An 18322-nucleotide genomic window follows, 5' to 3' on the forward strand; every position below is an offset into this window, starting at 1 on the left:
TTTGAGATTTGGGGTTTGAGGCTGGGAGGAAATGGCTGATGGCGGATTTGGGTTGACAGGTTGATAAGTTGATAAGTTGACAGGAAGGAAATAATGAACAAGGAATGATGAAGGAAGAAGTGAGGGAATGTTCAATGCTCAACGCTCAATATTCAATGTTCAATGCAGAATTCAATGTTCAATGTTCAAGGCAGCGTGTCGTGAGAGGTGGTTGTGAATAAGAAGTTATATGAACGTTGTGCACAGGGGTATGTAGGAGAAACAGCTTAATTTTATAGGCTACTAACCATTCTATTTAGCCGCTGAAACAAAACACTTCTGCCGCCATGAAAACACAACCTGCTATTCTGTTAGCCAGTCTACTTATTGGTACCAACGCTTTTAACCGGCAACCGGTATGTATTGCTGTCCCGGAAGCCAACACGCAGCACCTTGCTTCCCACCAACAAGACACCACCTTTGAACCAACGACCCGGAAAAAGCTGGTGAAAACCGAGTTAAGCGAAGTATTTGTCTTTGACAAAAACCAGCTGGTTCACACCGTCAAGAACCCTTTTGGCAACAAGGCCGCCCTCTCTTTTACATTACCTACGCCTCAAACCAGTGATAATAAAACGTCTACCGTTGTGGCCTGGGGCTGCTGGGTAGGTGTAAATGAAGCCGCTAACCAAGCGTGGCTACAAAATAAGGAAGCCCTGGACAAGCTCCCGAAAGAGGGCCCTTACACTACCCCTTTAGGCGCCTATGCTGCCGGGGCTGTTAGCGACCTGGCAGTGCCTACCACCGGGGAAGATGTGTATTATGCGATCACCAATGCGGCCAACCAAAAACTGTTTGCTGCGGGCCAGCGTTTCCGTTTGATCGATCAGGGCAAGGGAAGGGCCGGCTATAAAAAGTTTACCGATCCAGCACTTTGCCAGGGGACGTATTTTGTATGTCTCTCTAACGATAATGTATTGATCCCTATCAGTGTGAACATCAAAGTGGTGGCTATTGTGGAAACGAAGTATTACGAAGACTAAGAGAGCGGCGGGGGAGAGCTGCACGCTACAAGCTGCACGCTGCAAGCTAAACAGCCGAGGGAAAGGAACAAGGAAGAAGGAATGATGAGTGAGGAGTGAGGAGTGGTGAGTGGTGAGTGGTGAGTGGTGAGTGAGGGAACGACGGTCAACAGTTGACAGTCCACAGAAGGGGAAGGCCTCAACCTGGTCAGGGCACTATTATTTGATACGTTCTTACAGGCTTGCACATGCGCTAGTGGAGGCTTAATTAAAAAAACGAGCACCTGTTGGGTGCTCGCTAAGGTGGACTTGGATATGTACGCTACTACTAATTACAATGGTGTGTATTGATCCAATCGCCAATAAAGCCAGCAGCCGCTGATACATTCGTTGGCATTTCCGGAACAGCCGTAGCTGTTAGTTTTGATTGGGAGGTCAACCAGGTTTCAATAGTGGTCACTGCCTGGTTCAGTTGTGCATCACTGTTATAGGCCGTTCCACTCAACTTTAACGCTGCTACCTGCGTAAAGCCTAAGATCAAATTTTTGGAGTATGTATTCCATATAGCAGCACCTTCTGCTTGTGTATAGGTTTTACCACCTACCACTACACTGCCAGAGGGCCAGGTGTGGCCGCCATTGGCAAACCAATACCCTTGAGACATAGAGCATAACGGTACCGACACAGTGCAAGGCTGAACCGTATAAGTCAACTTGGTAGCCCAGTTGCCATTACCCGTATTGATGCGGGTTCCGGTGCAGCCATCAGCCCAAGCCGCTGTAGCAGCGGTTTCTACATGCGCTGCCAGCGTAATAGTGCCGGTAAGATCACTGAGCACAACAGAATACGTATTGGAAGAGGCAACAGTGTATTTAAAAGGAAACTGTCCCACCACTGCATTGCCACCGTTGTTTACTGGAATGTTGGTACCATCGCCCGCATACAGTTTTATACCTGTTATGTAATTAGTGCCAGTAGTGGTAAAGGTTAAATACACCTTGCCATCACTTCCGGACTCAACCTTCAGGTTACCAATGCTGGCACTGTTGGCATTGCCACCTGTACACAGGGAAAAGGTTTGTGCTGCACATTTGGTTACTGTATTGTCCGTTAGGCTACCAATACTTGCGGTAATAGAGGGAGCGTTCAGATTGCTCAACGACAATTTGTTTTCATCGGTACTTCTGGCTTCTTTTTGACAGCCAAGTAACCATAGGGAAAACAGACAAAGGGAAAACCACAAAAGCTTTGATACATGCTTCATTAAAAATGATTTTTGATTAAGAAAGTGGTGACTTTTCAGTGGAGATTCCAGGCACGAAAGGTTCTTGGCAGCGGGATCGGATTTATGCAGGCCCGCCAAAGAAATGGCAAAACATTGGTAGTTGCAATACCTGATAGTAGGTAGATGAAAGCGGGGAGAGGGAAGCTGCACGCTATACGCTGCACGCTGCGCGCGCCGGGGCGCGGAGAGGGAGGAACCACGGAGGCACAGGGGCAGGGAGGGGCACAGAGAAGTGGGGCCCGCAGATGACGCAGATAAACGCAGAGGTGAGGAAATATTGAACAAGGAACAAGGAAGGAAGAATGATGAAGGAAGAAGGAATTGGGAATTAGGGATTTGGAATTGGGGAAGGCAGAAGGAAGAAGGGTTTCACGCAAAGGCGCAAAGATTAAAAGACGCAAAGAGCGACCAACTATAAAAGGAAAGCACTCCACTTAAAAGGAATGCTTTTTTATTTAAGTTCATTTTCTTCTTTGCGTTTCTTCCTCCGCGCCTTTGCGCCTTTGCGTGAAACCTGTGCATTGGCCTTCTCCCCTTTAGGGGCCGGGGGCGTGCGCAGCCTCCTTTCACGTCTCACGTTTGACGTTTCACGATACTCACCACTCACCATTCACTACAAATAGCCCGTGAATTTTGACTATCTTAAAAAGCCAAATCAGTTATATGGAAACAGTCACAACAGTCCCCATTACGGAAAAGCCACGTACGCATACCCGCGTACAAACGATAGATGTATTGCGCGGGCTGATCATGGTGGTGATGGCGCTTGACCATGTGCGTGAGTACTTTGGTCCCACGCCCTTCCGGGCCGAAGATGCAAGCCAGACCACAGTAGCCCTGTTTGCTACGCGGTGGGTTACGCATATCTGTGCGCCCTTATTCCTGTTGCTATCGGGCGTCAGCGCCTATTTATACTGTAGTAAGCATGGCCGCCGGCGTACCAGCGCCTTCCTGGCCAGCCGTGGCGTCTGGCTGATCGTATTGGAATTAGTGGTATTCAGTTTTGTGCTGCAGTGGGGTTATACACTGGTGCTGCTAAGTATTATGTGGGCCATTGGGTGGTCCATGCTATTCCTGGCGGCGGCGCTATGGTTGCCCCGTTGGTTGCTGGCTACTATAGCCGTAGGTATTATTGCGGGCCACAACCTGTTGCCCAATTTTGCCCCCGCCTACCCTGTGCCCGCACTACTGCACAACAGCCCTTTCTTATTAATGTTAGGAAAGCAGCCCGTACTGGTAGCCTATACTATTTTCCCCTGGGCCGCCGTGATGATGCTGGGCTTTGCCATAGGGCCGCTGCTGAAAGCCCACAGCACCGGCAACCGTTGGCTAAAGGCTGGCGGCTTATTGATCCTTGCCTTTGTAGCACTACGCGCTATCAACCTTTATGGCGATCCTGCCCCTTGGAGCACGCAGCCCCGTGGTGCACTCTATACGGCCTTATCATTCATGAACGTAACCAAGTACCCGCCTTCGCTGTTGTTCCTGATGGTGACATTAGGAGTGGGTGCCGTATTATGGTATGTGCTTAGCCGTTACAACAACCGGTTCACCGCTTTTCTGTCTGTATACGGGCGGGTGCCGTTCTTTTATTTCCTCCTGCATTTTTGCCTCATCAGCGCCAGTGCGTATGTATGGAGCCGCGTAGCCTTTGGCCAGGCCATGAATCTTTCGTTTACCGATCCTACCCAATGGCCCGCGGCTTATCACTTCAGCCTGTGGCGGGTGTATGGCGTTTGGATAGCCGTAGTGCTGATAGCCTACTATCCCTGCAAATGGTTTGGCAAGTATAAGCAAACACACCAGCAGTGGTGGCTGTCTTATTTGTGAGGGACAGCCCGCTGCCTTAAAGGGGCGCTTCGCGCTTTATTGTTTCACGCAGAGGCGCAGAGAACGCTGGGTGCGCCTTTGGCGCGGAGAGGGAGGAACCACGGAGGCACAGGGGCAGGGAGGGGCACAGAGGGAATTGTCTGAACCGGGATTTGGGGAGATTAAGGGATTAAGGAGAAATGGCGGATTTGGGTTGATAGGTTGATGGCGGATTTGGGTTGACAGGTTGACGAGTTGATAAGGGAGAGAATAATGAACAAGGAACAAGGAAGGATGAAGGAAGAAGTAGAGGAAAATTCGAAAGGGGAAAGGAAGAAAGAAGGAATGTTCAATGCTCAACGATCAATGTTCAATAAAGAGAGTAGCGAATTGATAAAGAAAAAGCACTCCACTTAACGGAGTGCTTTTTTGTTTATAAAGAAGTTGGCTCTTGAGGCGTGCAGCGTGCAGCGTGCAGCGTGCAGCTTGCAGCCTCCCTCACTCACCACTCTTCTTCTTACAACTCATGCTCTCTTTTTCCCTGCTCATGAAAGCTGCTTTTAGACAGCTGATTCTTTAGCTATATGTTATCCCCCGGTATAGAGGATGGTAGATATAAGGGTGAAATGCAATAGTAGATTTACTGACAACATCGGAAGCCTCCGATTTTTTGCGCCCTGCATTCCGCATAATTATGCCGGAAAAAGGAGCTTATGTCTGAACAGTTTTCGGAAAACCAATACACAGTAACTGACCCTGAAACCCGCCTGGCGCTGGATCATTTAGACCGATTGCTGCAGGTGCAGTTGGCCGCCTTGCCCGATTCTTCATTTAAAACCATCCGGTTTATACCCCTGGCCAACAACCGCTTTGTAAACATTTACTCCAGGCAATACTTTCCAAAAGCCGCACAGCTTTTTGCCCGAGCAGAAGTATCGCTGGTGGGCAAGGGGATCAAACGCGTGGTATTTACTGGCAGCCTGCCGGTAAAAGATCCGGGACCGCTGCTACTGCTGATTGACGACCTGATAACGATCCTGGGCAAGGATTTGTTTAATAAAACAGGGTTCAACACCCGCGATATCGCAGGATTGAAGCGGGGCCGCTGGGCCGGCCGCCGGTGGCTGTTGTGTTTTGACAAAGGGCAGCGCATGCCGCTTTTGTTAGACCTGTTGGATGGCCAACTGCAGCTTTGCCTGTACCTGCCGGTGTAAGCGCCTTGTTATTGTAAAGGAAGGACAGGAGGTAGTGGCGGTCGGTTCATAGCCCTGCTTTAACCATTGATCCAAGGAACCTGCCGTTTGGTCCGGTAGTGCTGGCAGCCCCACAAAAAGAATGAGATCTTACGACGGTAATTGTTTCCACAATCAGCCTCGTGTAAAATCCCCTGTCCGCTTTCGGAACCATGAACAGTTTAGCAAAGCCCTGTGTCTACAGGGCTTTTGATTTTTTCATATATGGGGCGCGTGACACCGGCCAGCTCTTCTCCTATGTTAAAAGCAGTTTTATGTAAGGAAAGGATCAAAAAAAGAAAGCGCAAGGAAATAGCTTCCTGCGCTTTACTACCCTCTCACTATGTAATCCAAGCAACCAGCCCATCCATGAACTATCTTTTTACAGTTAAGGGTCCATTCAGGCCTATGAAGTGGGTGTCGTGTTGCGGGTATTGGGATGAATAGCCGGTTATCAGGCCAGCATCAGCAATAGGGAAATGAAAACGGCTATTATCAAAAACAACAACGCCTGTTGATAACGGTCGTTGGCTAAAAAGGAAAATCGTTTTTTCATCTATCCAGTATCGTTAGAGTACTAAAACTAGGCCTAGCCTACACACGGGGCAAGGATAAGATGTACCACTTGCGCAGCGTTCCTATACACACCACTATACGACGCATGAATTGCGTAAGATTTTTAACCTATATAAGAGGACCGCGGATTAGCAGGATTATGGATTTGAGATTTGAAGTTTGAAGTTTGAAATTAGGAGCCTTTTGATTCCTAGTTTTTCTGTTTAAGCTGAGTATTAGCTGTGGGAGGAAGGGTTGACAGGTTAACAAGTTGACAAGGAAGGGAATAATGAACAAGGAACAAGGAAGGATGAAGGAAGAAGTAGGAAAAATGCGAAAGGAAGAAAGAAGGAATGTTCAATGCTCAACGATCAATGATCAAGGCACAAGGAAGAATGAGTGATGAGAGGAGGAATGGAAACTATTTAAAACAAAAAAGCACTCCACTTAACGGAGTGCTTTTTCTTTATAGAGAAGTTGGCTCTTGAGGCGTGCAGCGTGAAGCGTATAGCTTGCAGCCTCCCTCACTCACCCTTCACAAGCCTGGCTTTTGCCAGCAACGTTTATTTCACTCTTACCAGCTGCGTCTTCATATCTTGAGGAATGTCTTTAATGTTGATGATCTTCAACGCTGGTTCCATCACCGTAGTGTTTGATTTTTGCAGGCGCACATTAATGGGCGGCGTCTCTAAACGCCACATAGCGCCGGTGGCCGGATCAATGATCAACATACCTAACACACCACCTATTAACAGGTTGCCAAATGAGTTGTGAGCTACGAGAAAAAGGAGAGCTGCACGCTTCAAGCTGCACGCTGCAAGCTAAACAGCCCATTGACTTACTGGCTAATGACTAGTGACCTTTTGAGGCAGTGATAAAGGAACTATTGAACACTACGAATAGCCAAATGAATATAGCGTAAACAATGCTACGTAATGAAAAGGCGCTAGCCAGGAGGCTGGTCATCCAAGTCATTTTGACTTACTGCACACAATATTCTTTCCCGTGTAGGAGCAGTTCCTGATCCTTCTGGTGTGGGTGGATGAGTGGCAAGCGTTATTCCCGATGGCCAGCCATTTGTTGTGTGCGGAATGTGTAACTGCCCGTTGCGTTTGACCTTCCAACGGGAAAGGTAACGCGCTTGTTTGACACGTATAGGTTGCGTTGTTTGTTGTGTCTTCTCCTCTGCCGACGTGACCGCTTGTGTGGCTGGTGCTGCTACCTCTGGTGGCGCGGTGGTTACAGCTGGCATTGCTGCTGTTGCCTTTGCTGAAGGTGTTGCTTTTGTGGCCTTCACTGCAGGTGCGGCTTTGACTGGCGCGGGCTGGGCCAAGGATTGACAATAGGTAATCAAGGTTTCTTTTACTTCTTCGTGGCTTTTACCTTCCTGCAGCCAGCGGTTGACCATACCTGTGAGCTTACCAAACAAGCCATATTTCCTCACCCCCTTGGGCAGTTGGCGGTAGTAAACCGGCTTTAGCAGCTTAACGGCCGCCCTGAACTGGTCGGCTTTTTCCATGGTGCGTTTGAGCTTGGGATCTTTGCGCATCATCTTAGCGCTTTTATAGTCGCCTTTGGAGCGCATGTAATACTTATCTCCCAGCTTGTAGAAGATAATACCGTCGATGGTGCCGGTGGCGAATATGGGTCCTACTTGTTTGGCCATAGGGAGGGTGATTATTGATTATTAAATACTAAATTATTTAGCAAATGTAAGTTAGGGCATTAAGCTTTGCAAGGGTTGGGAGAAGTTTAGTTATACACATGTAGAGGGGTTGTAATACGAGCTGGGAGGGAAAGAAGAGAGCTGCAAGCTGCACGCTGTAAGCTGCAAGCGGAACAGCCGTGGGATGAATGGTGAGTGGTGAGTGGTGAGTGGTGAGAAGTTGACAAGTTGAGAAGTTGATAAGTTGATAAGTTGACAAGGGAGAGAATTAGCTGATTAGCTGATGTGAAGATTAGCTAATGAATAATGAACAAGGAACAAGGAATGATGAAGGAGGAATTGGAATTAGGGATTGGGGTGGTTTTGTAATTTTGGGGACTCCAGTTTTTATTGATTCATCCTTCTTTACATTCTTCTATTTACCACCATTTATGGACCAGTACGCCAGCTGGAATGCTCCAGTAGAGAGCCAAGACGCCAGGTAGAGGGCTGAAAGAGCGCAGAAAGAGCGGAGTTACCCACAGAACAGGTACAGAAGACCTACAGAAAAGGTACAGATCAGGTAGAAGAGAGGGGGAAGATAGGAGGAATTGGGAATTAGGGTATTGGGGATTAGGAGAGAACAGCACACGCCCCCGGCCCCTAAAGGGGAGCGCCCGCGCACATTAAGCTTTCACTGTGTTGGACTAGACTTGCGATAAGTGGTGTTTTTGGAACGAAGCTGGGATGGATAGGCCAGGCGTAGTATCATTTAACCCGTTTCTATTTGCTAAGGGATGCGAAGGGTGATGATTATATATGAATGTGGTTGCAAGAGTTCGAGTGGGCAGAACCGTTGGTCGGCGACCAAGGGCAACGAAGGGGTATTTGTATTGATTATGAAAAGAGTCTAGACTTACATAAACCCAGTGACATCTATGTTCATAAAACCTTTATAACCCCTGTATGTATTTGCGATAAAACTCTAATTTAAAGGCTAAAGTTTCATCCTTCTTTCCTCGATTGAGCGGAGCAGGAAGTAAAATGCATCTTATGGTTTTATCTTGAAACTTGAATTCGCCGACTGGGCCAATCACATATTTTACTTTTAGTTTTTTTAACCGAACTGGTTCAACTTTCTCTAACGAATGCACAAACCATTTGAAAGCACTTTGATACACAAAAAGTAGTTCATTGATGTTGTTATCAACCGATAATTGAAGTAAGTCCTTGTATTCTTTTGGTTGTATATGTTTGTCTTTTGTAGAGTTATAATCATCTCTATCATATCTGTAAATGATATCAGTAATGCCAATATTTAGGCTATTCAATATTTCTATCTTCGTTCTATCACTCAACTCATTTCCGCCTCTGTTAACATAATTAGAATGCTCATTTATTGCAGTTAATATATCCCAAAGCCTGGTATTTGAGCTATTGGAAAAGTAAAAACTCACATCTTCTGGGGGCAATGTTCCAACCAAAAGCTTTTTAGTATTCTTAGTAATTAGTGGTTTAAATGGGTGAGTTCTCATATTTTAAAACATAAAAAAGCTAAAGTACTTGTTAATGTGAGTAAGATCCTGATAAAAGAAAATAAAGAAGGGCCATAGAAATAATTAAATAATCGTATATATATTTTATATAATTTCCGATCTGGATTTCATTTTTAACCAAAACTGCCTGTATACCTAAAAAATGTGTAATACTTCTAGCGCCTGAACAGGCCGAACACATCCTTATTTTTTATCTACTACAATAGGATCGTGACCTAATAAAGAAAATACATCTATTATACAATAAGGTTAGTTCAAAATTGCTTAATTGCCGTTATTTGTGCGATAGAATTAAAATTTTATAAGATTGAAAGAGCAATTCAGACATATTGAGTTATTTGCGGGTTGCGGGGGCATGTCATTAGGCCTTGAAGCTGCTGGCTTTGAATTATACATGGCCAACGAGCTTTCACCTATGGCCAGTGAGACTTTTGCCTATAACATTCTTGGAGAAGATATTAGCTTAGAAAATAGCAGCCTTCCCAAAAAAGTTTTATGGATTAGATCCAACTTTAAACTGGAAGAAAGAAAAGAACGACTTCGAGAAAATCCATTTACTTACAACAAAGGGCAGAATAGCGACCTTAAAGATTTAAAGAGTTTAGAAGGTAAACTTCTAGTTGGGAGCATTGACCATTTGCTTGAGCATTTGCGGGAAGATAAAAGTCTATCCAAAGACCTTAAAAATTTAGATATTGATTTAATATCTGGAGGTCCTCCATGTCAAGGCTTTAGTCTAGCTGGTAAGCGAATTAAGGATGACCATAAAAACAAACTACCACTTTCATTTGCACAATTTGCAGGCATAGTCAAACCGAAAATTGTTCTCTTAGAGAATGTAAAAGGCATTACTGCACCATTTACAGACGAAGATGGCCAAACGTATTTTGCCTGGCTAGAAGTTGCCAAGGCTTTTGCGTTAGAAGGCTATATCCCAATCTGCATGATGCTGAACTCAAAATATTTCGGAGTTCCACAAAACAGGCCTAGGTTTATCTACTTAGGGATCAGGAAGGATGTATTTGAAACATACGAAAAACAAGTTGAGAAGGGTGAATTAAAAAAAATTCTTGAGAATTCTAGATACTTCTATAAAACTGTAAAGGAAAATAAAGGCAATCTCAATATCATCACCACAAAAGATTTGAACTTATATGATATTGAAACCCGGAAGGAATTATTTGATGGGAACTTGCTTCCTAAAATTTCTACAGACATTGGGTCCTTTGTTTCTGCCAAGCAAGCTATTGATGATATAAAGACGCTAAATACTACCTACTATTTAAAAGACTTTAAAAGCGGGTATGCAAAAAGCTTAAACAAGACCTTCCCTTCTAAAATCGGATCAAAAGATGACTCACTAAAGAATCACGATCACCGAAAACATACTTATTTAGTACAAGCAAGGTTTCGTTTATACCAGATTTTAACTGATCTAAATGGTTATAAAAAAGATGCTCTCCATGTGATTTCAGGAAAAGATAAAAGTGAATCAGGGATACAAAAGACCTACGAGATCATTTCTGGGTACAAGCTCTTTTTAAAAAATGGCAATGAAGGAAAACTTGAATACATTAATAATCCTGATGTATTCAAAAACTACATTTCCCAGTTTAATACTAGAAAACATAGCCAGCGAGCTTTAATAGATGATGATCCCGCACCTGCACAATTAACCATACCTGACGATGTTTGCCACTATCATGAAGAACAATTACGCACCGTTACAGTAAGAGAGATGGCGAGGATTCAATCTTTTCCAGATTGGTTTGTTTTCAGATCAAAAGTAACAACTGGTGGTAACCAGAGAAGTTTTGAAGTACCACAATATACCCAAGTTGGTAATGCAGTTCCTCCATTATTAGCATTAGCACTTGGAAAAACTGTTTCTAATATTTTAACCAAAGTAAAAAATGGCTAGATATGTACGCGTAAAAGGTGGTGAAAAAAATGAGAAGTCAGGCAAAAGATGGACAAGAGAAGAGTTGGACGAAGTACTTAAATTATATCTATCTGACTCGAATTTAGGTATCCATGAACGAAATCCTGATCTACAAAAATTGGCAAATCATTTAGGTAGGACTGTGCGTAGCGTTGAAGCTCAATTGCTAATGTTTAGAAATCTAGATAAGCATGGTGATTATGGCTATGGCAACATGAACAAACTATGTAAAACCTTATGGGAAGAATATTTAAACTCTGTAAAATATAAGTAATTCATGTCGTTGAAAACGATCAATCTTACACCCGATCCTAGGATTTTAAGAATGCTAGGTCAAATTGAGCTGAAGGGTTGGCAGTGTATAGCTGAACTAGTGGATAACTCAATTGATGCTATGCTAAAATCTAGCTTAATTGATAAAGAAAACGAAATTAATATAGATATTCCTTCACGGTCTGAATTATCTCGAAATACTCCACTTACCATAACAGATAATGGTATTGGTATGACCGCTGAAGAGCTTGAAAGCTGTTTAAAGGCCGGATACACATCAAAAAGTAGTGACAACCTTGGACTTTTTGGTATGGGCTTCAATATTGCTACAGCAAGACTAGGCGATGTAGTAGAGGTTTGGACCTCTACAAAAGATATGAATCACGATATTGGGGTAAGAATCGATCTTATCGAAATGCAAAGGACAAAGTCCTTTGTAAGGGAGCTCTTAAAACGGAGTAAAACCTTTAAAGTTTCAGGGACCTCAATCGAAATTTCAAAGTTTCATCCAAGAGCCGAAAAGCTTCTAAATAGGCAGCATATTCAAAAAGAGTTAAATAGGATTTACTCAAAGCGCCTACTAGATGACTACAAAATATCCATTAAAACAAATGGTATTGCCTTAAAGCCCTTTGAATTTTGTGTATGGTCTGAAGAAAGATCTGTGGAATACGAAGGGGAGAAGATTTACGCGATTCAAAAATTTGAACACGAATATGATGACAGGTACTACTGTTCAAGATGTTTCATTTGGATAGATGAATATGAGACAGAACTAACAACTGCATCCGTTTGCCCGAATTGTAACCAAGCCGATTCAATACAAACAAGGAAGATTGCCATACGTGGATGGGTAGGAATACAGCGTTATAATGATTTAGAACATTTCGGTATTAATATCATACGAAATGGTAGGATAATTAAAAAGCTAGACAAGTCTTTATTCACTTGGCAAGACCGCGATAACCGCAACAATGGTGATCCAATTAAAGACTACCCTATTGATACCACAGCACAAGGTGGCAGGATTGTAGGTGAGATTATTGCAGATTTTATAACTCCGACCTACACTAAAGATAGTTTCGAAGAAACTGATAAACACTGGTTGAATAGTATTGAAATTGTAAGAGGTGCAGGCCCAATGCAGCCAAAAATTGCCGAGAAGCTTAACTTTCCTAAAAACCGATCACCACTTGCTAAGCTATTTTATGGGTATAGAAAGTCTCATCCACCAGGTTTAAGGAATTTGATTCCAGGTACAAAGACCGGTCAAGGCTTGTATACAGAAGCTAAGAGATGGGCAGATTTGTTTTATGCAGGTGACCCCGAATATCAAACTGATGAAAAATGGTACCAAGCAGTTTTAGATGCTGAATTCCCAGAAGATGACTCTTCTACCGATCCTACAGATTTAAATTCTTCTGAACCAACTAGTATTAACAATTCAACTGGAGGATTCACTCCAGCTCCTACTTTAAGTGATGATGGTATAGGCGAGTACATTGAATCTTTTCCTGGCAGAAAGAAGTTAATAATGGACCACGAATATGATTTGCGCCCATTACTAAATGAAATGCCGTATAATATTTCTATTTATAATTATTGGCCATCATCAGAACTTAAGTCTCCAATAATTTTTGAGGCTAAGAAGGCCTCAAAGTTCAATGTATATGTAAACAATAATCATCCATTGTTTAAAGACTTTGCAGATGGTTGGGATGATCTTATACTAATGGAGATATCTACACGATACTATGAAAAGATAAACAATCTGGATATATGGCCAGTTAGCAGAATATACTATGAACTCAAGCGAAAATATGCTGGAGAAAGAATGTTGAATGTTCAAGCGCTAGTGGCCGAAGCGAAAGCTTTAGTTACCGACTTACAAAACTTTCTTGTAAACGAATCTAGCGAAAGACAACTCAGTGAGCCCGCAGGCCTAGATAATGAGCAGTTAAAAACGTTAAAGCAAAACTACCTGCAGGTTGAGATGAAAGGTCTTATTAATACAGAAAGTTTGACAAAGTCAACTGAATATTTGAGGTATATGGACTTTGCTTACATAATTGATTTTGCAAAGTGCCATCCAGAACTCATTTATGATGAAAAATATTTTGCACTTCCCTATTCATCATTAGATGAAGATGATATTAAGAGTAGACAACTAGAACAATACAACGGGTATTTTAATGATATCAAGTGGTTTATCTATGACTTGGCAAACTACACAGAAGTATTAGTTAAACAGCAGAAGAATTTAATAATCAGAAATCGATTCAGCTTAGAGTTCCTAAATGGAAAAACAGTTTGAAATAAATAAAGGGTTTTTAGGCATTGAGCGACTGACCAAGGGACCTTGGCAAGCTTTTGAACGAGGCATTGCTAGATTATTAGCACATAGAGGCTGGGATTCATATGATGTAGTAGGTGGCTCAGGCGATAAAGGCGCTGATATCTTAGGCTCTATGAATGGAGTTGAAAAAATTTTTCAAACTAAGTTTTACCACTCCAATTACTCACTAAGTGTTGATATTGTAAAGGATGTTGTACGGGCAATCGAGTTTTACGGAATTCAGCAAGGGGTATGTGTCTCCAATAGAAACTTAGGCACAGAGCAGAAAAGAAAGCTTGAAACCTATAAGAAACAAGGGTATCAAATAGAAACATTTACCGGTAATAAAATTTTAGAAACTTATTCCAGCTTACCTACTTGGCCAGTTGACAGGCGGCAACTTAGACCCTATCAACGAGAGGCAGTAGATAAGATAATAGTAAGTTTTGAAAGAGGTCTAGGGAAAGGACTAGTTACCTTGGCTACTGGACTAGGTAAGACTTTTGTAGCCGGTTGTTTCCTACGTTGGCTATATGAGCATTACCCACAAAGCAATGTATTGGTATTGGCTGATAAAAAGGAACTCCTACTACAATTTGATAAATCAATTTGGACAAACTTACCTAAGTTCATTGCCACACATGTTTTACATGAAAGTGAAAAGCCAACGTTTAATGAAGGTGTTTTATTATCCACCTTTCAAAGTCTTGAAGGATATTTAGAAAAGAATCCTGATACCAGTTTTGATATTGTCATCGTTGACGAAGCGCATCATGCTGCAGCTGATACATTCCAAGCCATAATTGATAAGATAAGCCCAAGATATCTTCTAGGTCTTACTGCCACCCCTTTTAGAAAAGACCAGCGTAGTATAAAAAAGATATTTGGGGAACCGCTTGTGAAGTATGACGTGGTGCAAGCTTTACAAAAAGGTTACCTGGCCAATATTGATTACAAAATCAAGAATGATAACATCGATATTGATTGGATTTCTAAAGAGAGCAAGAAAGGCTATACGATCAAGCAATTAAACAAAAGAATCTTCATTCCTGAAAGAGATGAGGAAGTGTGTGATACTATTTTCGAATACTGGAATTTCAAAAAGCCACAAAGAGGTATCATCTTTTGTAATAGTAGTGAACATGCTGAGCGAATTGAACAAATACTAAGAACAAGATTTGATTTCCCGGCACGATCATTAACAACTCGTATTCCTGATGCAGACGAGAGAGCTAAAAGACTTCGGCTGTTTAGAGTTGGGCAAATCAAGATTCTTACCTGTTATGACATGCTAAATGAGGGTGTTGATGTGCCCGATGTAGATTTCCTTGTTTATTTACGTGTTACTCATAGTAGGGTTATATTTCTTCAGCAATTAGGGCGGGGTTTAAGATTTAAGGAGGGCAAAACATTATTGGTGCTTGACTTTGTGGCGGATATACGTCGCTTAGCAGGGATTAAGTTGTTTAAGAAAGAGTATGATGATGCAAAAGAAGATAAAAGCAAAACAAATCAAGTTGAAGAATTAAAGTTGCCATCTAACTTTCAATTGCAATTCTTTGATGAAACAACTAAAGATTTTTTAAACTTAGTTAAAGCTGATGCTACTGAACTTAATGAGAGTGAAGAAACCGATTACATATTTATGGTTTAAGTTTTCTAAGAATAGATTGAAAAATGGAATTATTAGATTTTAAAACTTCCTGCTTTAACGATGATGCAGAAATCGTCGTACAAAAACATTTAATTGACGGTTCTAGCTATTTTTTCGACCAGTACTTCAACGGATCAAAAGAGGAGTTTGACTTTAAGAAGGATTTGTCTTCAAGCTTTGGAGTTCATATTCGTGATATTGTTATCGTTGGTTCAGGTAAGCTTGGATTTAGTATTAAGCCAGATGAAGAAGTTGCCACATTTTATCCGTTCAAAAAATTTGATTTTGATTACGATGAAAATGTTGAAAACGAAAGATCGGATTTAGATGTAGCTATAGTTTCCAGCTCACTATTTGACAACCAATTATTAAATATTTATAATCACACAAGTAGTTATACTAGTGCAACTTTTAAAGGTGGTCAAAGAAATTCTTTTGCACAATATATTTTAAAAGGATGGCTACGACCTGACTTCGTTCCACAAGATTATTCGATTTTGCCATTAATAAATTCAATACAAGAAAAGTATAGGAAAAGATATGAAAGAGATGTCAATATAGGCATTTACAAATCATGGCACTTTTTTGAAAACTATCATAAAAACAATATAACAACAATAAAACTCAATCTAATTGCTCATAGTTAAAACAACTGAGATGAAGTTAAAAGAAAGCATTCCTTCAAATAGCGTCAAGATTATTGAACTTTATAATAAAATAAACTCTGATATTCTTGATACTAGGCCAGACTTCCAGAGAAAACTTGTTTGGAAAAAGCAACACAAGTACCATTTTATTCAAACCATCCTTATGAACTTTCCTTTTCCGGAAGTCTATATTGCAAGTGCAGAAATGGATGTCCAAAGTTTAACAGCCAAAGAAATTGTTGTTGACGGCCAACAGAGGTTAACAACAATAGTCGATTATATAAAAGGCGAAAATGATTTTAAAGAACAAAATAAAGTAACGCCTTTTGATCAACTTTCTGTTGACCAGAAAAAAGAGTTCTTAAACTATCTTGTTACTGTTAAAGATTTGAAGGACATGAGCATGGTCTTGATTAAAGAGATCTTTCAAAGAATCAATAACACAGAATATTCACTAAATGCAGTTGAAAAAACAAACGCTCAGTATGGCGACGGTGAATTCGCAATCTTCTGCAAACAAGTTGTTGACAAGAGTTACAATCCGTCGCTAGATGACACAGATATCATATTAGATGCTGAGGTTAAAAGGAAGTTGAATAGCTTTTTTGAGACTAATAATGTATTCACTGACAATGATAAAACAAGGATGTTTGATACACAATATTCAATGCTGATTGTATCAACATTGTTAGAAGGAAGTTATTATGGTAGAAGTACTAAAGTTGAAGATTATTTAAAGAGGTATAATGCATCATTTACACAATATACTGACGCTCTCAACCTGCTGACCAAATCAATAGATATAATATCAGGTCTACAACTAAGCAGTAAGAGCTATTGGTTTAATAAGGCAAATCTATTTAGCTTAATAATTGAGTTATCTAAAGTAGATCCGCAGGATTTGAATTTTGAAAAGCTAGAAGCGAATCTTTTGGAATTAGAAAATAAAAATGATACTTACTTTTCAGAAGAGAACTTAGAAACAATTACAGATGATGAAAAGAGATATTTTGAGGTTGCAAGACAGGGCAGTAATGAAAAAGCATCCAGAGTACATAGAGGAAAGGTTATCTCATCAATAATTAACAACTCTAAAAAGGTTAAAAGTACTTACAGTCATAATTCTATTGAAGAAAAGCGATTAGCAATATTAAGTAGCGAGAATATTAAATATGTAACAATAGAACCAAGTAAAACTAGCCTAAAGAATTATCATATGGATGCTACTTCAATTGTTAGAGAGTTTCTAAAAGTGAACCAGATTCATGATTATGATTCTCAAGGGAACGGCGCAGATCACAAAGTGACGAAACAAGCAACTTTAATCACACACGACAATACAATAATTTCTGAAGCTTCATTTTACAAAGCCAATAATAGAGGAGATGCACGTATCTGGTTTTCGAACTTAGGATCTTTTGCTAATGAAACAGAATCAGTTGCAATAATTGTCAAGAATTCAGAATTATATTTAGTTAATGTTTCACAACTGGATATCGAGAATTTAACAGGAAAAACAAATCCTTTTAATGATATTATTCTTAGTTAATCCAAATTATTGACCTTTAAATTTTTAAATAGGTTACACTTTATTGAAACTGGGCAAATTGAACAAAGCGGAGTTGGCTTACATACTAACGCCGCAAAGTCCAAAATTGCCCAGTTTATTTCTTTAGCTTTTTTATGGTTCACTATTAAATATGACAATGCTTGCAGTTGAGGGTCATATCTAATGTCTGCTAGCTTCCTTGGCTCAAACACTCTCTCAACAACCCTTGCCATATTCACATCAACTAAAGGACTAGGTTCTTTAAAAATTATTAATTCAACTGCGTTAGCAATGTATTGTCCCATAAAGGGGATAGACTCAAGCTCTTTTCTATCTTTTGGTAATTCCCCTTTCCGTTTTACCATTTCAATAGCCAAGTTCTTCAAACGAACAGAGCGTTGCCGATATAAGCCAACTGGTCTTAAATAATCTTCTAATCTTTGCAACTCTGCATTTGCTAATGCATTCCAATTTGGGAATTCTATAATAAACTGTGGATAAAAGTTAGCCACAGTTTCTGCCCTTGTTCTTTGTAACAGTACTTCAGCAATTACATATTGATAACTACTGAGTCCTTTCTTTCTCCAATAGAACTTTCTTCCATTTAATTTATACCATTCCAACAACTTCGCCTGAAAGAACCCAACCTTTTCATCCGCAACATTCTCCATTTTAGACCTAGACATGTTCAAAATGTATAATGGCAAAAGATAGACCAACGAGGCCTTATTCCTTTAGATCTCTATTAAGCTCAGCGGTTATAAAGAATACAAACAGCGATATGTAGAGGGTGTACGAGAACAAAAGCATATTCTAACGTTTCTATTCTCACTATAAAG

The 18322-nt window shown here is 41.0% G+C and carries 14 protein-coding genes; 9 read left to right on the top strand and 5 right to left on the bottom strand.

Annotated features, from left to right (window positions below; genetic code table 11):
* Positions 1-326: 326 nt before the first annotated feature.
* Positions 327-1022, top strand: coding sequence for a hypothetical protein (locus SY85_RS14305; protein WP_066405592.1), 696 nt, complete (start codon positions 327-329; stop codon positions 1020-1022).
* Between the two features lie 307 nt (positions 1023-1329).
* Here the strand turns inward: SY85_RS14305 and SY85_RS14310 are convergent, their stop codons facing one another.
* Positions 1330-2265 carry a hypothetical protein gene (locus SY85_RS14310; protein ID WP_066405593.1) on the bottom strand — a complete coding sequence of 312 codons (936 nt, stop codon included), beginning with the start codon at positions 2263-2265 and terminating at the stop codon, positions 1330-1332.
* A 684-nt stretch (positions 2266-2949) separates the two neighbouring features.
* Here SY85_RS14310 and SY85_RS14320 point away from each other — a divergent pair.
* Positions 2950-4116 (top strand): acetyltransferase domain-containing protein, encoded by a 1167-nt coding sequence (locus SY85_RS14320; RefSeq protein ID WP_066405595.1) that lies wholly within the window; start codon positions 2950-2952, stop codon positions 4114-4116.
* A gap of 692 nt (positions 4117-4808) precedes the next feature.
* A complete protein-coding gene (locus tag SY85_RS14325; RefSeq protein WP_066405596.1) occupies positions 4809-5309 on the top strand; it encodes a hypothetical protein in 501 nt (166 codons plus the stop codon).
* 1136 nt (positions 5310-6445) lie between these two features.
* Here the strand turns inward: SY85_RS14325 and SY85_RS14330 are convergent.
* From SY85_RS14330 to SY85_RS14345, 3 genes are all read right to left on the bottom strand, one after another.
* A complete protein-coding gene (locus SY85_RS14330) occupies positions 6446-6688 on the bottom strand; it encodes a hypothetical protein (RefSeq protein ID WP_066405597.1) in 243 nt (80 codons plus the stop codon).
* A gap of 140 nt (positions 6689-6828) precedes the next feature.
* Positions 6829-7548, bottom strand: a complete 720-nt coding sequence (locus SY85_RS14335) for a hypothetical protein (RefSeq protein WP_066405598.1) — start codon at positions 7546-7548, stop codon at positions 6829-6831.
* A gap of 932 nt (positions 7549-8480) precedes the next feature.
* Positions 8481-9062, bottom strand: coding sequence for a uracil-DNA glycosylase family protein (locus tag SY85_RS14345; RefSeq protein ID WP_066405600.1), 582 nt, complete (start codon positions 9060-9062; stop codon positions 8481-8483).
* Between the two features lie 328 nt (positions 9063-9390).
* Between SY85_RS14345 and SY85_RS14350 the strand changes: the two genes are divergently transcribed.
* From SY85_RS14350 to SY85_RS14375, 6 genes are read left to right on the top strand one after another with little or no spacing between them, the layout of a single operon-like run.
* Positions 9391-11004 carry a DNA cytosine methyltransferase gene (locus tag SY85_RS14350; protein ID WP_226998837.1) on the top strand — a complete coding sequence of 538 codons (1614 nt, stop codon included), beginning with the start codon at positions 9391-9393 and terminating at the stop codon, positions 11002-11004.
* Complete coding sequence (locus tag SY85_RS14355; protein ID WP_066405601.1) at positions 10997-11299, top strand: hypothetical protein; 303 nt, start codon at positions 10997-10999, stop codon at positions 11297-11299. The genes SY85_RS14350 and SY85_RS14355 overlap by 8 nt, the downstream gene beginning before the upstream one ends.
* Before the next feature lie 3 nt (positions 11300-11302).
* Complete coding sequence (locus SY85_RS14360) at positions 11303-13612, top strand: ATP-binding protein (protein ID WP_082886460.1); 2310 nt, start codon at positions 11303-11305, stop codon at positions 13610-13612.
* Complete coding sequence (locus tag SY85_RS14365) at positions 13596-15287, top strand: DEAD/DEAH box helicase family protein (RefSeq protein ID WP_066405603.1); 1692 nt, start codon at positions 13596-13598, stop codon at positions 15285-15287. The genes SY85_RS14360 and SY85_RS14365 overlap by 17 nt, the downstream gene beginning before the upstream one ends.
* A 23-nt stretch (positions 15288-15310) precedes the next feature.
* A complete protein-coding gene (locus tag SY85_RS14370; RefSeq protein WP_066405604.1) occupies positions 15311-15934 on the top strand; it encodes a hypothetical protein in 624 nt (207 codons plus the stop codon).
* Positions 15935-15944: 10 nt separating this feature from the next.
* On the top strand, positions 15945-17483 hold the full coding sequence (locus tag SY85_RS14375; protein ID WP_066405605.1) for a DUF262 domain-containing protein: 1539 nt from the start codon (positions 15945-15947) through the stop codon (positions 17481-17483).
* Here SY85_RS14375 and SY85_RS14380 read toward each other — a convergent pair.
* Positions 17480-18169 carry an HhH-GPD family protein gene (locus tag SY85_RS14380; protein ID WP_066405606.1) on the bottom strand — a complete coding sequence of 230 codons (690 nt, stop codon included), beginning with the start codon at positions 18167-18169 and terminating at the stop codon, positions 17480-17482. The two genes, SY85_RS14375 and SY85_RS14380, sit on opposite strands and share 4 nt — an antisense overlap.
* Positions 18170-18322: the final 153 nt, after the last annotated feature.

The organism is Flavisolibacter tropicus (assembly GCF_001644645.1).
In the GTDB taxonomy this organism is placed as follows: Bacteria; Bacteroidota; Bacteroidia; order Chitinophagales; family Chitinophagaceae; genus Flavisolibacter; species Flavisolibacter tropicus.